Here is a 17172-nt window from a genome sequence, read left to right as displayed (position 1 = left end):
CGCCTGCCCCGCGGCGCCAGCCGGTAGAGTTGCCGATGTTCGCAGAACGTCAGGAGATCGCGTGGAAATCCGCATCGGCATCGTCAACACCGGCCGTGAGCTCAGCTTCGAGACCAGCAGCAGCGCCGACGAGGTGCGCAAGCAGGTGACTGAAGCACTCGAGCAGAACGCGAGCCACCTCAGCTTCGCCGACGCCAAGGGCAGCTCGTACATCGTGCCCACCGCGAACCTCGCGTACGTCGAGCTCGGCAGCGAAGAGTCGCGCCGGGTCGGTTTCGTCGCCTGACATGTACATCCTGCTGGCGCTCATCGCCGCGTGCGCGCTCGGCGTCGCTCTGCACTTCCTGATGCCGCGCCGAGACCTGCGCGGCATCACGGTCACGCCCGCTGTCGCGACGGCAGCGGCCGCCGCGATCTACACGATCATGCAGTGGGCGGGCATCGGCGAGGGCAACGTCTGGCTGTGGATGGCGAGCATCGGCGGAGGTCTGCTGCTCGCCGGCCTCGCGACGGCCGGTATCAGCGCGCAGCGCGCGCACCACGACCGAGCGCAGAAGCAGGCACTCGGCATCTGAGACCGGCACCGGGCATCCGCCCCGCGCTTCCGGCATCCGTCACGCGTCCGCAGTGTCGGAAATCCCAGACGGAGCGCGTCGCCTGCGGTGTGTCGCCCAACGACACGCCGCGCGCACCGCGACTCGTCTGAGATTTCCCACGCAGACAGAGACAGCGGAATCCCCCGCGACGAAAGCGCCGGAGTCGGATGCTACGAAGCGAGCCCCATGGCGTCCATGCGCCGCGCGTGCGCACCCATCAGCTCGGTGTACACCGGCTCGATACGCGTGTCGTCCGCTTCGAGGCGTCCAGGACGCAGCGCACCTCGGCACACGAGCAACGTGTCACCGACCAGGCGTCGCCCCCACATCGATAGCAGCGAACGCCATTCGTCGTCGCTCTCGATCGTCTGCTGGATGATCGAGACGATCTCACTGCCGCCATCGTCCTCGCGCAGGATCGCGGCGACGCGCTCCCCCGTCTCGCCGTAGCTCGAGGCGAGGGCGAGATAGAAATCGTCGAGCATGCCGGCGGTGAGGTACACGGCCAGCAGCGTCTCTTCCTGATGCACGCCGATGGTCTTGCGGCGAAACGCGTCGAGGTTCTCACGAAAGGGCAGCATGACCTCGGTGGGGTCGTCGCCCAGGTCCGAGATGATCGCCACGATGCCGCGGTGCTTGTCGAGCGCCGCACCCGCGGCGCGAGACAGGGCCTCTTTGCGGGCGAGCTCGTGAGTTCCGCGGATGCCACGGGTGAGCGTCTCGAAGTACCCCAGCTGCAGGTAGGCGGCCTGTCCGAGGAAGCGGTTCAGCTCAGGGGCGAGCTCGGCGAAGTCGACGCGGGTCGCGCCACTGCCCTCGCCCTTGCTGCGCAACGTCAGGGTGCGCCGGGCCGGTTTACGCTTCCAGAACCAGTTGACCACGTGATCAGGTTACCGGGCAGGGCCCTCACCCACCGCACCCCGCATTCTGGCAGCCCGCCACGGGCCGGGCACCACAGGTTTTCTCGGGCTTCCGACTCCCCCTCCGGTAGGCTGGTCGCGTCCTGCCATCGGAGCAGGGCCCCGCGCCTGTGGCAGCAGTTGACGGCGTGGATCCGTAACGAGGCGCCGCTGGCACGACAACCGCCGCCCGGGCGCCGGACAGGCAATGACATACCGTGACCTCATTCGCTGATCTGGGAATTGATCAGGACATCGTCGACGCACTCGCCTCGAAGGGCATCGCCGACGCGTTCCCCATCCAGGAGCAGACCATCCCCCTCGGCCTTCCGGGCCAGGACATCATCGGCCAGGCCAAGACCGGCACCGGCAAGACCTTCGGCTTCGGCATCCCCGTGGTGCAGCGCCTCGGCGAGAACCCCGAGCCGGGCGTCAAGGCTCTGATCGTCGTACCCACCCGCGAGCTGGCGGTGCAGGTCTACGAAGACATGGACCTGCTGACCTCGAACCGCTCGACGAGCGTCGTCGCGATCTACGGCGGCAAGGCGTACGAGGGCCAGATCGACCAGCTCAAGGCCGGCGCGCAGATCGTCGTCGGCACCCCGGGTCGTCTGATCGACCTGGCCAACCAGCGTCTGCTCGACCTGTCGAACGCGACCGAGGTCGTGCTCGACGAGGCCGACAAGATGCTTGACCTGGGCTTCCTCGCCGACATCGAGAAGATCTTCTCGAAGGTGCCGCCGGTGCGTCACACGCAGCTGTTCTCGGCCACGATGCCCGGACCGATCGTCGCACTCGCGCGCCGGTTCATGACCAACCCGATCCACATCCGCGCCAACGACCCCGACGAGGGGCTGACGCAGGCGAACATCAAGCACATCGTCTACCGGGCGCACTCGCTCGACAAGGACGAGGTCATCGCCCGCATCCTGCAGGCCGAGGGACGCGGCAAGGCCGTGATCTTCACCCGCACCAAGCGCGCGGCGCAGAAGCTCGTCGACGAGCTGAGCGACCGCGGCTTCAATGTCGGCGGGGTGCACGGCGACATGGGCCAGGAGCAGCGTGAGCGCTCCATGGCCGCCTTCAAGGCGGGCAAGCGCGATGTTCTCGTCGCCACCGATGTCGCCGCGCGCGGTATCGACGTCGACGACATCACGCACGTGATCAACCACACCATTCCCGATGAGGAGAAGACGTACCTGCACCGTGCCGGCCGCACCGGCCGCGCGGGCCGCACGGGCATCGCGGTCACCTTCGTCGACTGGGAAGACCTGCACAAGTGGGCCTTGATCAACCGTGCGCTCGAGTTCGGCCAGCCCGAGCCCGTCGAGACGTACTCGTCGAGCCCGCACCTGTACACCGACCTCGACATCCCCGAGGGCACGAAGGGGCGCCTGCGCACGGCTCCGAAGGCCGAGAAGCCGGCGCAGCGTAAGCAGCGTCAGCCGCAGAAGGCGGCGGATGCTGCCGCTGAGGGCACCGACGAGGGCACCACGCGCCGCCGTCGGCGCCGGCGCCGCAGCTCGCCTGCCGAGCAGGTCGGTGCCACGTTCGTCGAGGGCGCCGAGGGTGCAGAGGCTCAGGCATCCGCTCCGTCGACGGGCACCCACGCGACCGACCGCGACGCCGAGGGTGCGGGCACGCACGACGGCGACGCGACCTCGGAGCACCGCGACGGCAAGCCGGCCCCGCAGCGCCGCCGCCGTCGTCGCCGCAGCGGGGGTGCCGCTCCGAGCGGTGCCTGACACCAGATCGTCATCGAGGCCTCTCCTGCTGAACGGGAGGGGCCTCGATCGGTTCCGGGGACGACGCCATCGGCGCGCGCGGTGGATACACCCATGCGACCAGCACCACCGAGATGATCATCAACAGGAACCACGAGCCCATCTTGCTGAGCGAGACGGGCTGCCATCCGGCGACCTGATCCGGGTACACCCATGCTCCGGCCCACGTGCCGATGTTCTCGGCCGCCCAGAGGAACAGGGCGACGCCCGCGAACACGAGCAACAGCGGCAGACGTACGATGCGCACACGAATCCGCGCGTGCATCACGGTGCCGCCCCACAGCACGACAACCGCGCCGAACAGCACCCATCGGGCATCCCACCAGAAGTGATGCGTGAAGAAGTTGACATAGATCGCCGCGGCCACGATCGCAGTCAGCCACCGACGGGGGTAGCGGGAGAAGCGCAGGTCGAACAGCCGGTACACCCGCACCATGTACGACCCCACAGCCGCGTACATGAAACCGCTGAAGAGGGGCACGCCACCGATGCGAAGGACTCCTTCGGCCGCATAGGCCCACGACCCGACATCCGTCTTGAACAGTTCCATCACCGTCCCCGTGATGTGGAACAGCACGATCACCCGCAGTTCTCGCACGGTCTCCAGCCCGAACACCAGCATCGCAACCTGGATGAGCACTGCCGCGAGGGTCAGCGCATCGTTCCGCGCGAGTGCGGCGTCATCCGGATAGAGCAGTCGCGCCGCGATGAGCGCCACGAGCAGCGCCGCACCGAAGATGCACGCCCACGCCTGCTTGAGCACGAAGACGATGAACTCGATCGCGGCGGCGCGCGCTCCACGGGCGGCCGCATCCTGCAGCATCCGATCGGCGATCGCGTCGATGCGCTGCTCGAGCGCGGTTCCCCATTGCATGGTTCGGACGCTAGCGGCACCACCCGAGCGGCCCCCGGGAACAACCCGACCATTCGCTGGACTGCCTCCGTCCGCAGCGCTCGCTCAGGGGTACTGCGGTGCAATCCCCGTCGCGCGGTCGATGAGACGCGACACCATCTCGTTCGTCGTCGTGTTCTCGCCGGGACGGTTCGGCTTGCCCGTCAGGCCGTGATAATCACTGGAGCCGGTGACGATCAGGTCGTGTCGCACGGCGAGGTCGCGCAGTGTCCGCTTGCCTGCTGCAGTGTTCTCACGATGATCGATCTCGAATCCGGCCAGCCCCTCGGCGATGAGCCGTTCGAGGTAGCTCACCGGTAGCATCCGATCGCGTCCCGCCGTGGCGGGGTGCGCGATGATCGCAACTCCGCCGGCGCGCGTGATCAACCGCACTGCCGTCAGTGGGTCAGGAGCGTAGTGCGGCTCGTAGTACCCGCTGCGCGGGTGCAGGATGCTCTCGAACGCCTCGGTGCGGTCGCGGACGAAACCGCGGGTGATCAGCGCGTCGGCGATGTGCGGGCGGCCGACCGTGGCATCCGCGGTGGTGTGCGCGAGCACGTCTTCCCAGACCAGTTCGTAGTCCCGCGAGATGTTGCGCACAATGCGTTCGGCCCGGCCCACCCGGTCGTCGCGGATGCGCGCCGTCTCGGCCGTCAACGCCGGATCGGTCGGATCGAACAGGTAGCCGAGCACATGCACACTGCGCCACTCGTGCTTGGCAGAGAACTCCATGCCGGGCAGGAAGGTCATGCGCAGCGCTGCGGCTGCGGCGGCCGCCTCGCCCCAACCGGTGGTGCGATCGTGGTCGGTGAGCGCGAAGGTGCGCACCCCGTGGGCATATGCCTGGCGCACGACCTCCGCAGGTGATTCGGTGCCATCGGAGTGGTTCGAATGCAGATGCAGGTCACTCGGCCCCGAGAAGCGGAACGCAGCATCCGACGTCATCCTCTGAGCGTACCGCCAGGGCGGACACAGCCGATTCCCCTAGGCTTTCGTCCGATGCTACGCACGGTCGGAATCCTCATCTCGGTGCTGTTCGCGATCGCGACGGCGATACTCGTGTGGCCGCAGTTCTTCCGGCTCGAGACGACGTTCCCGATCGCGCAGGTCATTGCCGCGCGCCCAGTGCTGATCGCTGCGTTCCTCGTCGTCGCCGTGCTGGCGCTGCTGCTGATGCTCGCCAGGCCGCTGCGCGGCTTCGCCGCATCGATCCTGATCATCGCGCTGCTGGGCGCCGGGGCCAACGGAATCGTGGGGGCGGTGCGAGGATTCGGCGACGATGCCCTCCCCGCGAAGTCGGATGCCAGCCTGCGCGTGCTCACGTGGAACACCGCCGGCGCTGCGGTTTCGGCCGAGACGATCGCCGGGGTGATCGAGGAGCAGCAGATCGACGTCGTCACCCTCCCCGAGACGTCGGAAGAGGTCGGTGAGCAGATCGCGCTCATGATGCGCGAGTCGGGCAATCCGATGTGGGTGCACCACGTCAACATCCATCCCGATGTGCCTGACGGGCCGCAGGCGTGGCAGACGACGATCCTCATCTCGGCCGAGCTGGGCGACTACTCGGTGATCGAGTCCTCGACGGACGGCACGAGCAACACCGGATCCGTGCCGAGTGCCGTCGCGATGCCCGTCGACGGCGAGGGCCCGACGATCGTCGCGGTGCACGCGATCGCCCCTCGTCTCGCAGCGATGGACCAGTGGCGATCGGATCTCGCCTGGATCGCCGACCAGTGCCCCGAGGGCGACTTCATCCTCGCGGGCGATTTCAACGCCACAGTCGACCATATGGCCGCGCTCGGCATGCATGACGGCACCATGGGGCACTGCCGCGATGCGGCGATCGACACCGGCAACGGCATGGTCGGCACCTGGCCCGCAGACCTGCCCCGTCTGGCCGGGGCGCCGATCGACCACATCATGGCCAGTGAGACGTGGCGGGCGTCCGGGTCGATCGTGCTCTCGGATGCCGGTGGCAGCGACCACCGCGCGATCGTTGCGCAGCTGGAGCCCGCGGACTGAGCGCGCCGTAGGCGGCATCTTTGAGAAGCCGTTGTATCGCCCGTGAGCTACCGATAGAAATGCTCAGGAGGGCCACCGCCCTTCCGGCAGAAGCCGGTCTTCCAACGATGAAAGGCCGTCATGAAACCCCAATCCCCACGTCGAGCGCTGCGCTGCATGATCAGTGCCGCCGCCGCACTCGCACTCGTCGTCGCGGGTGGCCTGAGCGCCACCGCCGCCACCGCCGAGACCTCAACGCCCGTTCCGATCTCCCCACCGGACGGCACCGTGATGAGCTATGTCGTCAACACCGGCCAGGCCAACCCCGGTCAAACGCGCAAGGCCGAGAACGCGGTAGCCGCGGCGGGCGGCATCGTCGTACAGAGCTGGCCGCAGATCGGCGTCATCATCGCGCAGTCCGACCGTGCGGCGTTCCGCGACGACGTCACGGTCGCCGGCAAGAACGCCATCGCCTCGGTGGGCGCCACACGCACCGCAGAGGTGAAGGACAAGGTCACAGGACCTGGAATCCCGTGGGGTCCGGGTTCGTCGGGCTGGAACCAAGGGAAGAACAAGCCCGTGAACGGCGATGAGCCCACCGAACCGATCCCCGGATCAAGCTCCGACCTGTACTCCGAACTGCAGTGGGACATGGAGATGATCCAGGCCGACGAGGCCAACCTGATCACGGATGGCAGCCGCAATGTGCTGGTCGGTGTGCTCGACTCGGGCATTGACCCCACGCACCCCGATCTCGTGGCCAACATCGATCCGGCAGAGTCGGTCAACTGCACGGTCGGCGGTCGCCCCGACCAGTCCGAGGACGGCTGGTACCCGACCACGTCGGACCACGGTACCCATGTGGCGGGCACGATCGCCGCCGCGCGCAACGACCTCGGAATCGTCGGCGTCGCGCCGAATGTGCGTCTGGCTTCGGTCAAGGTCGTCAACGACGACGGATACATCTATCCCGAGTACGCGATCTGCGGCTTCATGTGGGCCGCCCAGCGGGGCATGGACGTGACGAACAACAGCTACTACATCGACCCGTTCGAGTTCTGGTGCGATGACCAGCCCGACCAGGCCGCCGTTCAGGAGGCCGTGGCGCGCGCCGTCAGGTGGTCGGCGTACAAGGGCGTCGTCAGTGCCGCCGCTGCCGGCAACTCGGCGCTCGACCTGCGGACGAACACGGTCGACACGGGCAGCCCGAACGACAGCGAGGCCGTGGAGCGCACCATCAACTCCGGCTGCAAGGATCTGCCGACCCAGTTGCCGGGCGTCGTGACCGTGTCGTCGCTCACCGACACCGGGCAGCTGTCGTACTTCTCGAACCGCGGGCTCGGCGAGATCGACGTCGCCGCACCCGGTTCCCGCATCGCGTCGACCGTTCCCGGCGGATGGGCGTACAAGAGCGGCACCTCGATGGCGTCACCGCACGTCGCGGGTGTGCTCGCGCTGATGAAGTCAGTACACCCCGAGCTGACGCCGGCGCAGATGATCGACAAGCTGCGCGACGATGCCACACCGACGGCGTGCTCTGCGCCGCAGTACGACTATGGCCCGGCCTGCGAGGGTACGGAAGAGATGAACAGCTACTACGGTCACGGGATCGTCAACGCCCTGAAGGCCGTGCAGTGATCTGATCTCACGCACGCAGGGCCCGAGTGATCCCACTCGGGCCCTGTCAGTGAAGGGTGCGAGAATGGATGCATGAGTACTCCCGCTGACAGCGACACGATCGCCACGACCTCCGACGACGCTGCCGTCGCCGAGAACCCTCGCAAGCAGCCGTTCCCCCAGGGGTTCCTCGACACCATCTCGACGGGTTGGGCCGACCGCCCCGAGTCGATGCCGTCGGCCCGTGCGCAGGCCCCGTTCGCCGCGGCGCGGCGGGCGAAGGTCTCTGCGGCTTTCCCCGGCAAGCGCCTGGTGGTTCCGGCCGGTTCGTTCAAGCAGCGCAGCAACGACACCGACTACCCGTTCCGTGCCCACTCGGCGTTCGTGCATCTGACCGGCTGGGCGAACGACTCCGAGCCCGACTCGCTGCTCGTTTTCGACCCGACCGACGACGGCCACGACGTCACGCTGTACTTCCGCGAGCGCGCCGACCGCACCACCAGCGAGTTCTACTCGGATGCCACGATCGGTGAGTTCTGGATCGGTCCGCGCCCGTCGCTGGCCGGTGTTGCCGCTGATCTCGACGTCGCGACCGCGCACGTCGACACCTTCGTCGCCGGCGATGACGACCTGGTCGTCGAGAACGACGCCGACCTGACCCGTTTCGTCTCCGAGCTGCGGCTGGTCAAGGATGAGTACGAAGTCGCCGAGATGCGCCATGCGGTCGCGGTGACGGCATCCGGATTCGACGACATCATCCGCGACTTCGACAAGGCGATCGCCCACCCGCGTGGCGAGCGCATCGTCGAGGGTGCGTTCCACCAGCGCGCACGCAGCGACGGGCACTGGGAGGGCTACGACACCATCGCCGCCTCGGGCCACCACGCCTGCTACCTGCACTGGACCCGCAATGACGGGGCCGTCGTGCCCGGCGACCTGATCCTGATCGACGCCGGTGTCGAGGTCGACAGCCAGTACACGGCCGACATCACGCGCACGCTGCCGGTCAACGGCACGTTCTCCGAGGTGCAGCGTCGTGTCTATGACGTCGTGCTGGAGGCCGCGGATGCCGCCTTCGCTGCGGCGAAGCCCGGCGCCAAGTTCCGCGAGGTGCACGAGACCGCTATGTCGATCATCGCTAAGCGCACCGCCGAGTGGGGCGTGCTGCCGGTGACCGCCGAAGAGGCGCTCGACGCTGACAAGGGCGGTCAGCACCGCCGGTACATGGTGCACGGCACCTCGCATCACCTCGGCATCGATGTGCACGACTGCGCCCAGGCGCGCCGCGAGATGTACTACGACGGCGTGCTGGAGCCGGGCATGGTCTTCACGATCGAGCCGGGTCTGTACTTCCAGATCGACGACCTCACCGTCCCCGAAGAGCTGCGCGGTATCGGCGTGCGCATCGAGGACGACATCCTCATGACCGAGGACGGCCCCGTCAACCTCTCGGCTGACATCCCGCGTACCGCGGACGACGTCGAGGCATGGATCGCGCGGCTGAAGGGCTGATCACTGTCACAGGTGCTCGACGGCCCGCCGGCCGTCGATGAGGAACTCGCGGGCGACCTGATCGCCCGCGAGTTCCTGTGTCTATGGGGTGCGGTCGGAGCGGCGAACGCCGCCCACGAGTGGCGCCCGTGGCGTCGCGTACTCAAGCACCCCGGCAGCATGCAGCGCCTGTCGCAGTCCGTCGATTCCGACGAAGTGGTGCGTCGGAATGCCGAGAGAGACGGCGCCGGCGAGTTTCGAGTGCGAGTCGTCGGTGAAGAACACCTCGTCCGGCTCGAGCGCAAGCGCATCGAGCAGGTGTTGGAAGATCCGCACATCAGGCTTGGCGAAGCCGATCTCCGCGGAGTTGAAGACGATGTTGACCCGAGAGGCAATTCCGAGCTCGTGCAGTTCCGTGCGGATCGTGTCGGTTCCGTTCGTCAGGACAGCAGTGCGGATGCCCGATGCCCGAAGCTCATCGCTGAGCGCCAGCATCGACTCATCGGGCTCGGACGGGTGAGCCGCCCACTCCTGCGCAGCACCGGGACTACCCAGCACGGCACCGACGTGTAGCATCCACTCTGCCCGCGTCAGCGCTCCCGTCGTGACTGCGGACAACAGCGTCTCTTCGAAAGCCGCAGAGTGGATGCTCCCACTCGCGAGACCGTGCCGCGCTTCGATCTCTCCCACATGCGACGGGTCGAAGTGACGAAGCACGCCATCGAGGTCAAAGACAACCGCGCGAATCATGCTCTGCGTCCCCGGGTGTGCGCCGTCATGCGTCCCAGCGTCTCACGCGTACGCTGGTGCGGTGTTCGAAGACGAGGAACTGCTCACGGGCGGCAACGTCGCGGACGAGGTGATGCGCATCGGCAGCTCGGTGCGAAAGCCGGCGACCGGCGCGAGTCCCGCGGTGCACGCGTTGCTGCGCGCGGTTCGGGCGCGCGGTGTCGCCGCACCGGAACCGTACGGATTCGACGCGCAGGGACGACAGGTGCTTGAGTTCGTTCCCGGCGTGGCCCCCGACCACCTCGACCTCGCCGACCTCGCGCGCGTGGGAGCGCTGGTGCGCAGTATCCACGACGCCGCGGCCGACTTCCACTCCGTCGGCGACGCCGACTGGGATGTGCTGCTGCCCGCACCGGGAGCGCCTGAACTGATCTGCCACAACGACTTGACGCCGTGGAACCTCATCGTCGGCGAGCGCTGGCTGTTCATCGATTGGGACGGCGCCGGCCCCAGCACTCGCCTGTGGGATCTCGCGTACTCGGCATCCGCTTTCACGTTGAACGACCGCACCGAGAGGATCGGCGAATCCGCGGCGAGGCTGCGTGCGCTCGTTGACGGACACGGGGCGCACTGGTCTGCGGTCGCCGACCACGTGCGCACGCATCGGGAACAGTGGGCGCGAGCACTCCGCGACTAGATCAAACGTTCGAATGTCGGCGGCCGGGCGCACAATGAAGTCATGGCACTCTTCACCGAGATCGAGCAGCATGTCGCCGCTTTGCGTGCGCTGCTCGGTGACGATGTCGAGAGCGCCGAACTCGGCGCGGTCATGTCGCAACTTGCCGGCGACGAACTGATGGATGCGGTCACGTCAGCCGCGACGCTCGTGCGTTCCCTGGAGCGCATCAGCGTCGTCGGTGCTGGCATCACCGCGCGGCGATCGACTCGCGACGACGGGCACGGCGGCTTCGCGCAGGCACGCGGCCACCGCACGCCGGCCGCACTCGTGCAGGATCTCACCGGAATCAGCCGGGCAGAAGCGCAGCGGCAGGTTCGGCTCGGCCTGTCGGTACTCGAGGCAGGACTATCGGATGCCGGTGACTCGGCATCCCCGACCGATGAACAGCCCGCAGGCGTGCGCGCGGCGACACGGGCACCGTGGCACGCACCACTGTCGGCGGCCATGATGCGCGGGCTCATCTCGTCCACTCAGCAGGATGCGATCCAGCGGGGCCTCGGCGCCCCGCCCGACGACACCGAAGACAACCAGGCGGCGTGGAGCGCCGCCGCCGAACAGTTGATCGCCGACGCAGCGGAACGCACCGTCGAGGAGTTGCGTACCCAGGCCCGAGCGATCCGCGACCAGCTCGACCCCGACGGCGCTGCGCGCCGGTTCGCGGAGCGGTACGAACGGCGCAGTTTCCGCACGTGGATCGACGCGGACGGGCGCGAGTGCGGCCGGATCGAGTTCGAGGACGAAGGCGCCGCTTGGATGCGTGCGATTCGTGATGCCGCGCTGCGGCCACGACGGGGCGGCCCCCGATTCGTCGACGCGTCAGAGACAGAACGGGCCGACGGCCTCAGCGCCGACACGCGCACCAACGACCAGCTGTCGTACGACCTGCTGATCGACCTGCTGCGGGCAGGTTCGCTCGCCGAATCAGAGACCGTCTTCGGCACGCGACAGGCCGGAGTGCGACTGGTCCAGGTACACGATGCCGGCACCGGCGCACCGGTCAGCGCGCACACCGAGGACTACGGCATGCCGTTGCCGTTCGGCACCGTCGAACAGCGCATCTGCGACACGGGGACCGTGCAGATCACGGTCGACCCCACGGGCAACCCGCTGAACGTCGGACGGGAGCATCGACTGTTCACGCCGACACAGCGCGTCGCCCTGTCGATCCGTGACGGCGGATGCCGGTGGCGAGGCTGCGATCGCCCCGCCTCGTACTGCGAAGCACACCACATTGACGAATGGAACGCCCAGCAGGGCCGCACCGATATCGACCGCGGAATCCTGCTCTGCCGCTACCATCACGGCCAGTTGCACCACGGGGGATGGAGCATCACGCGCGAGCACAAGGGCGATTTCGTGTTGCATCCGCCGGGCGCTGAACCGCCTGTGCCGCTTCGCCCGCGCGCCGCACGCGTCGCTGCGTGGGCGGGCATCGACCCGCCGCCTCAGAGATTCAGACCGCCACCCGCGGCGTGAGGCTGCGGCGCAAGTCAGAGAGAACTACTCCCCCGTCGCAGACCGGCCGCGCTCGTCGATGAACTCTGCGACGAGCGGCGCCAGTGACGCACCGACCTCGTCCGCGGGACGCTTGCGCCCCTTCACCTCGAACGAATGCCCGCCGCCCTCGATCCACGCGATCCGGGCATCCTGGCACGCCGTAACCGCCTGCTCCAACTGCTGCACCGGCTGAACGAACGGGTCGTTCGTTCCCTCGACGAACAATTGTGCGGGACGCACGGCGGGCAGATGCTCGATCCGCGGCTTCTCAGGCTTGCCCGGCGGATGCAACGGGTACCCGAGATACACCAGCCCATCCACTTCCAGACCCTCAGCGACAGCCATCGACGCCATGCGACCGCCATAGGACTTTCCGCAGGCCCAGACGGCCCCGGACGCCCCGTCGGCATCGGCACGAATCGCCGACACGACCGCGCGCCACGTCAGGATCGCATGCGCGGCAGGACCCGGCATACGCCGCCCCGCCTCGACGTACGGAAAATTGAACCGCACCGTCGTGAAACCACGATCACGCAGCCCCGCCGCGAATCCCACCAAGAACGGATGATCCATCCCTGCGCCCGCACCGTGCGCGATGGCCACGGCGCCACGCGACTCACCCTCCGGGCGCTCCCACGCCGTCGATACCGAGATATCGCCGCTCGGCAACGCCACCTGCACGCTCATCGTCACGTCGACGTCAGCGGTCAGAGGTCTGCTGACCTGACGCACCGTCACCGGCATCCGACACGTCACCGCCGGCTGCGGCATCTGAACTCGCACCGTCTGAAGCATCCGATTCCGAGCCGGAGGCGCTTCCAGCCCCGGCAGCCGACTCAGCGACCGGCGCCGGAAGCGGCGGCGGGGGCGGCGGAGCCGTGTGCGGAGCGGGCGCAGCCACGTGCGGAGTCGACTGCGCACCCGACGGCTGCGAACCAGCCGCCGGCGCCCCGGCTCCCTGCGCTCCATCCGGGGTGATCCGCTCGCCATAGCGCGGCGGCTCGCTCAGATCGACCGGCGGCCGCGTCGAGGCGGGCCGCACGTGCCCCACCACCTGACGTGCCTTGGCGAGCGACGCCGCCTGCACACGCACCTCGTAGTGGTCGGCGATCATCTGCGAGACACTGGCAAAGTCCCGACGGCGCCGCACGATCGCGTACGTGATCAGACTCATGATCATGCCCAGCGCGACGCCGACGAGCAGGAATCCGAGGAACAGCGTGATCGGGGCCTCGGGGTTGCCGAACAGCATGATCGCCGACAGCAGCAGACCGATCAGCACACCGTTGATCGCCCCCGAGCGAGCCGCCGCTGCATAACCGAGCCGGCCCGTCACCCGCTCGACAGTGCGCACCCCCTCACCGACGATCGCGATGTCCCGGGCAGGAACCTCGCCCGCGATCAGCTTCGACACCGTCTTCTGGGCGGCTTCGTAGTCGCGCGTCGACGCAATCACCTCACCGAGATCATTGCCGGTCACCGGACGATTCAGCATGCTCATCCCGCCATTGTCCCATCGACACCTATCAGAGAGCACCGATCCCGCCGAAGCTCCGCACTACGCTGGAGCCGTGAGCACACAACGGGTCTTCGTCGCGCGATTGGCCGGATGCGCCGTGTTCGATCCCGCCGGCGATCGCGTCGGCAAGGTCCGCGACGTCGTCGTCGTGTATCGCAGCACCGCCGCACCGCGCGTCATCGGTCTCGTGATCGAGATCCCCGGGCGCCGCCAGGTGTTCCTGTCGATCGGACGCGTCACCTCGATCCGCGCGGGTCAGGTCATCAGCACCGGTCTGATCAACGTGCGCCGCTTCCAGCCCCGGCACGGCGAGGTGCGCGTGCTCGCCGAGTTCCTCGGCCGGCGCGTGCGCCTCATCGACGGCTCAGAAACAGCGACCGTCGAGGACGCCGCGATTGAGCAGGACCGCCACGGCGAGTGGGCGATCACGCAACTGTTCCTGCGCAAACCGAAGACGAACCCCTCGCCGTTCGCGAAGGGCCCCACCGCGTTCGCTGCGTGGAACGAGGTCGCGGAACTGCGGATGCCCGGCGAGAGCCAGTCCGCCGAGCAGCTCGTCGCCTCGTACTCCGAGATGCACGCCGCTGACCTCGCCACCTCGTTGCTCGACCTGCCCCAGCAGCGGCGCATCGAGGTCGCCGGTGAGCTTCCCGACGAGCGCCTCGCCGACGCGCTGGAAGAGATGCCCGAAGACGACCAGGTCGGCATCATCGACCGGCTCGGCGACGAGCGTGCCGCGGACGTGCTCGATGAGATGGAGCCCGACGACGCGGCCGACCTTCTCGCGCAGCTGCCCCCGGACCGCCTCGAGCATCTCCTCGCGCTGATGGAACCCGAAGAGGCCGCTGATGTGCGCACCCTGCTGCGATACGGGCCCGATACCGCCGGCGGGCTGATGACGACCGAGCCGATCATCTTGTCGGCCGACGCGACTGTCGCCGAAGCGCTCGCGCTCATCCGCCGGCATGAGCTGCACCCTGCCCTCGCGGCGGCCGTGTTCGTCACCCTGCCGCCGTTCGAGACCCCGACCGGACGCCTGCTGGGGGTCGTGCACTTCCAACGGATGCTGCGCTACCCACCGCATGAGCGCCTCGGAGCGATCCTCGACGACAGCCTCGAACCGGTATCGGTGGGAGCCTCGGCCGAAGAGGTCGCCCGCATGCTCGCCAGCTACGACCTGGTGTCCTTGCCGGTCATCGACGGCGCCCACCGCCTGGTCGGCGCCATCAGCGTCGACGACGTACTCGACTACCTGCTGCCCGACGACTGGCGCACCGCCGCGCACCCGTCCGAGTCTCCCCAGGGCGGTGCATGATGATGGCCCGCTCCCCTCGCCTGGACACGCCCCGCAACCGCTCCGGCGGCCGCTCCACCGGGCGCATGCCCGCTCCCTCGCGTGACAGGTTCGGCCGGTTCACCGAGTGGGTCGCCCGCGCCATGGGTACCCCGGCGTTCCTGGTCATCCTCACGCTGTTCTGCGCGGCGTGGATCACGTGGAACACGGTCATGCCCGAGCCCGTGCGCTTCGACGACGCGGCGCTGGGCTTCACAGCGCTCACCCTCATGCTGTCCTTGCAGGCCTCGTATGCGGCGCCGCTGATCCTGCTCGCGCAGAACCGCCAGGATGACCGCGACCGCGTGCAGATCGAACAGGATCGGCAGCGCGCCGAGCGCAACCTCGCCGACACCGAGTACCTGGCCCGCGAGATCGTGGCCCTGCGACTCGCCCTCGAGGAGCGCAGCTCGCAGACGGTGACCCGCGACGTGCTGAGACACGAGCTGAAGGCCATGCTGGCCGAACTGCAGGACGAGGAGAAGACAGATGACGCTCGCTGACCGCGTACGCACCGCCGTCGCCGCCGTCAGCGACCCCGAGCTGCGCCGCCCGATCGGCGACCTCGACATGGTGCGCGACATCACCGTCGAAGGCGAGACCGCACGCGTGGGCATCGTCCTCACCATCGTGGGATGCCCTGCCGCCGCGCGCATCGAGAGAGACGTGCACGATGCGGCAGCGTCCGTTGCGGGCATCGCCCAGGTCACGGTCGAGGTCGGTGTCATGACGTCTGACGAGCGCCGTGCGCTGACCGAGAAGCTCCGCGAGGGCCGCCCGGCCCGGCAGATGCCGTTCGGTCCCGACTCACTGACCCGAGTGATCCTCGTCTCCAGCGGAAAGGGCGGCGTCGGCAAGTCGACCCTCACCGCCAACCTCGCCGTCTCGCTCGCCCGGCAGGGGTTGCGCGTGGGACTGGTGGATGCGGACGTGCACGGCTTCTCCATCCCGGGCTTGTTGGGCATCGCACCGGGCACGCAGCCGACGCGCATCGACGATCTGATGCTCCCGCCGGTGGCGCACGATGTAAAGACCGTCTCAATCGGTATGTTCCTGCGCGAAGGCGAGGGGGCCGTCGCATGGCGCGGGCCGATGCTGCACCGCACCGTGCAGCAGTTCCTCACCGACGTGTTCTTCGGCGACCTCGATGTGCTGCTGATCGATATGCCCCCGGGAACGGGCGACGTCGCCATCTCGATCGGGCAGCTTCTGCCGCACGCCGAGGTTCTGGTCGTCACGACACCGCAGCCGGCCGCATCCGACGTCGCGATCCGCTCGGGACTGGTCGCCCGCCAGACGGGCCAGCGCGTGATCGGCGTCGTCGAGAACATGTCGGGGTTCACCCTCCCCGACGGCACCGTGCTCGATCTTTTCGGCGCGGGCGGCGGCGCGCAGGTCGCTGCCGCGCTCAGCGCAGATGCGGATGCCGCGGAGGTGCCACTCCTGGCATCCATCCCGCTCAGCCCGACGCTGCGACACGGGGGCGACGTGGGCGTTCCCGTCGTCCTGGATCAGCCCGACGACGTGGCCGCGCAGGCCATCAGCGCCCTGGCCCGTGACATCGCACGCAACGGTCGCGGTCTTGCCGGTCGCCCATTGCCTCTGACTCTGAACTGAGCCGGCCGGCCGACGCGCGCACCGGTCGGATCAGGTGGCTTCGGCGTCGAACGGGGGCGGCGTCGCTCGTGAGAACGCGGTGCGTGTCATCGGCGGACGCGCCGGCGCCGTGGGGTCGCTCGTGAAGGGATTGCTCGTGGCCGGGGTCGCCGCCGCTGACGGCTTCTGCTCGAAGTCGGGCTCTTCGATCAGCGCATCGCGGATGATCCGGCGCGGGTCGTACTGCCGCGGATCGAGCTTGCGCCAGTCGACCTCATCGATCTCGGGCCCCAGCTCGTCGCGCATCTTGCTGCGGGTGTCACGCAGATACTCGCCCGCGCGCCGCACGAACTTCGAGAACGCCTCGGCGGCCTTCGGCAGCCGCTCCGGGCCGATGATGAGCACAGCGACAAGGCCGATCAACAGCAGCTTGTCCATGTCCAGGCCCCAATTCATCACACCAGGCTACCCGCCGCGCC

Annotated in this window: 18 protein-coding genes; 11 read left to right on the top strand and 7 right to left on the bottom strand. The window is 68.3% G+C overall.

What is annotated here, in order from left to right; genetic code table 11:
* Positions 1 to 61: 61 nt before the first annotated feature.
* Together ACLD0U_RS03540 and ACLD0U_RS03535 are read left to right on the top strand one after the other, a co-directional pair.
* Entirely contained in the window at positions 62 to 286 is a 225-nt protein-coding gene (locus ACLD0U_RS03540; protein ID WP_179411329.1) for a DUF3107 domain-containing protein, read from the top strand.
* Position 287: 1 nt separating this feature from the next.
* Positions 288 to 575, top strand: a complete 288-nt coding sequence (locus ACLD0U_RS03535; RefSeq protein WP_410339847.1) for a hypothetical protein — start codon at positions 288 to 290, stop codon at positions 573 to 575.
* Between the two features lie 191 nt (positions 576 to 766).
* Here the strand turns inward: ACLD0U_RS03535 and ACLD0U_RS03530 are convergent, their stop codons facing one another.
* The gene (locus ACLD0U_RS03530) at positions 767 to 1477 is read right to left on the bottom strand and encodes a ferritin-like fold-containing protein (protein ID WP_179411331.1); all 711 of its coding nucleotides are present in this window, start codon (positions 1475 to 1477) and stop codon (positions 767 to 769) included.
* Positions 1478 to 1713: 236 nt separating this feature from the next.
* Between ACLD0U_RS03530 and ACLD0U_RS03525 the strand changes: the two genes are divergently transcribed.
* A complete protein-coding gene (locus tag ACLD0U_RS03525) occupies positions 1714 to 3240 on the top strand; it encodes a DEAD/DEAH box helicase (RefSeq protein ID WP_179411332.1) in 1527 nt (508 codons plus the stop codon).
* A gap of 10 nt (positions 3241 to 3250) precedes the next feature.
* Here ACLD0U_RS03525 and ACLD0U_RS03520 read toward each other — a convergent pair whose 3' ends face one another.
* Together ACLD0U_RS03520 and ACLD0U_RS03515 are read right to left on the bottom strand one after the other, a co-directional pair.
* Positions 3251 to 4153: a DUF817 domain-containing protein gene (locus ACLD0U_RS03520; protein WP_410339846.1), complete on the bottom strand. Its 903-nt coding sequence runs from the start codon at positions 4151 to 4153 to the stop codon at positions 3251 to 3253.
* 84 nt (positions 4154 to 4237) lie between these two features.
* Positions 4238 to 5116: a PHP domain-containing protein gene (locus tag ACLD0U_RS03515; protein ID WP_410339845.1), complete on the bottom strand. Its 879-nt coding sequence runs from the start codon at positions 5114 to 5116 to the stop codon at positions 4238 to 4240.
* A gap of 54 nt (positions 5117 to 5170) precedes the next feature.
* On the opposite strand from ACLD0U_RS03515, the gene ACLD0U_RS03510 reads away from it, so the two are divergent.
* The 3 genes from ACLD0U_RS03510 (at position 5171) to ACLD0U_RS03500 (ending at position 9301) form a co-directional block, all read left to right on the top strand.
* Positions 5171 to 6193, top strand: a complete 1023-nt coding sequence (locus ACLD0U_RS03510; RefSeq protein WP_274368665.1) for an endonuclease/exonuclease/phosphatase family protein — start codon at positions 5171 to 5173, stop codon at positions 6191 to 6193.
* Between the two features lie 156 nt (positions 6194 to 6349).
* A complete protein-coding gene (locus tag ACLD0U_RS03505) occupies positions 6350 to 7810 on the top strand; it encodes a S8 family peptidase (RefSeq protein ID WP_410339844.1) in 1461 nt (486 codons plus the stop codon).
* Positions 7811 to 7882: 72 nt separating this feature from the next.
* Positions 7883 to 9301, top strand: coding sequence for an aminopeptidase P family protein (locus tag ACLD0U_RS03500; protein ID WP_206550179.1), 1419 nt, complete (start codon positions 7883 to 7885; stop codon positions 9299 to 9301).
* An 81-nt stretch (positions 9302 to 9382) separates the two neighbouring features.
* Here the strand turns inward: ACLD0U_RS03500 and ACLD0U_RS03495 are convergent, their stop codons facing one another.
* Positions 9383 to 10030, bottom strand: coding sequence for an HAD family hydrolase (locus ACLD0U_RS03495; RefSeq protein ID WP_410339843.1), 648 nt, complete (start codon positions 10028 to 10030; stop codon positions 9383 to 9385).
* A 61-nt stretch (positions 10031 to 10091) separates the two neighbouring features.
* Between ACLD0U_RS03495 and ACLD0U_RS03490 the strand changes: the two genes are divergently transcribed.
* The gene (locus ACLD0U_RS03490) at positions 10092 to 10706 is read left to right on the top strand and encodes a phosphotransferase (protein ID WP_410339842.1); all 615 of its coding nucleotides are present in this window, start codon (positions 10092 to 10094) and stop codon (positions 10704 to 10706) included.
* 42 nt (positions 10707 to 10748) lie between these two features.
* Positions 10749 to 12224: a DUF222 domain-containing protein gene (locus ACLD0U_RS03485; RefSeq protein ID WP_410339841.1), complete on the top strand. Its 1476-nt coding sequence runs from the start codon at positions 10749 to 10751 to the stop codon at positions 12222 to 12224.
* 24 nt (positions 12225 to 12248) lie between these two features.
* On the opposite strand, the gene ACLD0U_RS03480 is transcribed toward ACLD0U_RS03485, so the two are convergent.
* Positions 12249 to 12932, bottom strand: a complete 684-nt coding sequence (locus ACLD0U_RS03480; RefSeq protein WP_410340267.1) for an alpha/beta family hydrolase — start codon at positions 12930 to 12932, stop codon at positions 12249 to 12251.
* A gap of 13 nt (positions 12933 to 12945) precedes the next feature.
* A complete protein-coding gene (locus ACLD0U_RS03475; protein WP_410339840.1) occupies positions 12946 to 13746 on the bottom strand; it encodes a general stress protein in 801 nt (266 codons plus the stop codon).
* 70 nt (positions 13747 to 13816) lie between these two features.
* On the opposite strand from ACLD0U_RS03475, the gene ACLD0U_RS03470 reads away from it, so the two are divergent.
* Genes ACLD0U_RS03470 through ACLD0U_RS03460 form a run of 3 tightly spaced genes read left to right on the top strand, consistent with a single transcriptional unit; the run spans position 13817 to position 16714 of the window.
* Positions 13817 to 15079, top strand: coding sequence for a magnesium transporter (locus tag ACLD0U_RS03470; RefSeq protein WP_206550181.1), 1263 nt, complete (start codon positions 13817 to 13819; stop codon positions 15077 to 15079).
* 2 nt (positions 15080 to 15081) lie between these two features.
* On the top strand, positions 15082 to 15600 hold the full coding sequence (locus tag ACLD0U_RS03465; protein WP_179411918.1) for a DUF1003 domain-containing protein: 519 nt from the start codon (positions 15082 to 15084) through the stop codon (positions 15598 to 15600).
* Positions 15587 to 16714, top strand: coding sequence for an Mrp/NBP35 family ATP-binding protein (locus ACLD0U_RS03460; RefSeq protein WP_410339839.1), 1128 nt, complete (start codon positions 15587 to 15589; stop codon positions 16712 to 16714). Before ACLD0U_RS03465 ends, ACLD0U_RS03460 begins: the two co-directional genes overlap by 14 nt.
* Before the next feature lie 30 nt (positions 16715 to 16744).
* Here ACLD0U_RS03460 and ACLD0U_RS03455 read toward each other — a convergent pair whose 3' ends face one another.
* A complete protein-coding gene (locus tag ACLD0U_RS03455; RefSeq protein ID WP_206820776.1) occupies positions 16745 to 17149 on the bottom strand; it encodes a twin-arginine translocase TatA/TatE family subunit in 405 nt (134 codons plus the stop codon).
* Between the last annotated feature and the right edge of the window lie 23 nt (positions 17150 to 17172).

Source organism: Microbacterium sp. 2216-1, assembly GCF_046507855.1.
Lineage (GTDB): Bacteria > Actinomycetota > Actinomycetes > Actinomycetales > Microbacteriaceae > Microbacterium > Microbacterium esteraromaticum_C.
The sequence above is the reverse complement of the archived record's forward strand: the minus strand, read 5'-3'. Positions and strand labels throughout refer to the sequence as shown.

What these genes read in the sequence shown, in the direction of transcription:
- ACLD0U_RS03535 (WP_410339847.1), top strand. Translation starts at nt 288, where the DNA reads ATGTACATCCTGCTGGCGCTCATCGCCGCGTGCGCGCTCGGCGTCGCT.
- ACLD0U_RS03520 (WP_410339846.1), bottom strand. Translation starts at nt 4,153, where the DNA reads ATGCAATGGGGAACCGCGCTCGAGCAGCGCATCGACGCGATCGCCGAT.
- ACLD0U_RS03515 (WP_410339845.1), bottom strand. Translation starts at nt 5,116, where the DNA reads ATGACGTCGGATGCTGCGTTCCGCTTCTCGGGGCCGAGTGACCTGCAT.
- ACLD0U_RS03510 (WP_274368665.1), top strand. Translation starts at nt 5,171, where the DNA reads ATGCTACGCACGGTCGGAATCCTCATCTCGGTGCTGTTCGCGATCGCG.
- ACLD0U_RS03505 (WP_410339844.1), top strand. Translation starts at nt 6,350, where the DNA reads ATGATCAGTGCCGCCGCCGCACTCGCACTCGTCGTCGCGGGTGGCCTG.
- ACLD0U_RS03500 (WP_206550179.1), top strand. Translation starts at nt 7,883, where the DNA reads ATGAGTACTCCCGCTGACAGCGACACGATCGCCACGACCTCCGACGAC.
- ACLD0U_RS03495 (WP_410339843.1), bottom strand. Translation starts at nt 10,030, where the DNA reads ATGATTCGCGCGGTTGTCTTTGACCTCGATGGCGTGCTTCGTCACTTC.
- ACLD0U_RS03485 (WP_410339841.1), top strand. Translation starts at nt 10,749, where the DNA reads ATGGCACTCTTCACCGAGATCGAGCAGCATGTCGCCGCTTTGCGTGCG.
- ACLD0U_RS03480 (WP_410340267.1), bottom strand. Translation starts at nt 12,932, where the DNA reads ATGAGCGTGCAGGTGGCGTTGCCGAGCGGCGATATCTCGGTATCGACG.
- ACLD0U_RS03475 (WP_410339840.1), bottom strand. Translation starts at nt 13,746, where the DNA reads ATGAGCATGCTGAATCGTCCGGTGACCGGCAATGATCTCGGTGAGGTG.
- ACLD0U_RS03465 (WP_179411918.1), top strand. Translation starts at nt 15,082, where the DNA reads ATGGCCCGCTCCCCTCGCCTGGACACGCCCCGCAACCGCTCCGGCGGC.
- ACLD0U_RS03460 (WP_410339839.1), top strand. Translation starts at nt 15,587, where the DNA reads ATGACGCTCGCTGACCGCGTACGCACCGCCGTCGCCGCCGTCAGCGAC.
- ACLD0U_RS03455 (WP_206820776.1), bottom strand. Translation starts at nt 17,149, where the DNA reads ATGAATTGGGGCCTGGACATGGACAAGCTGCTGTTGATCGGCCTTGTC.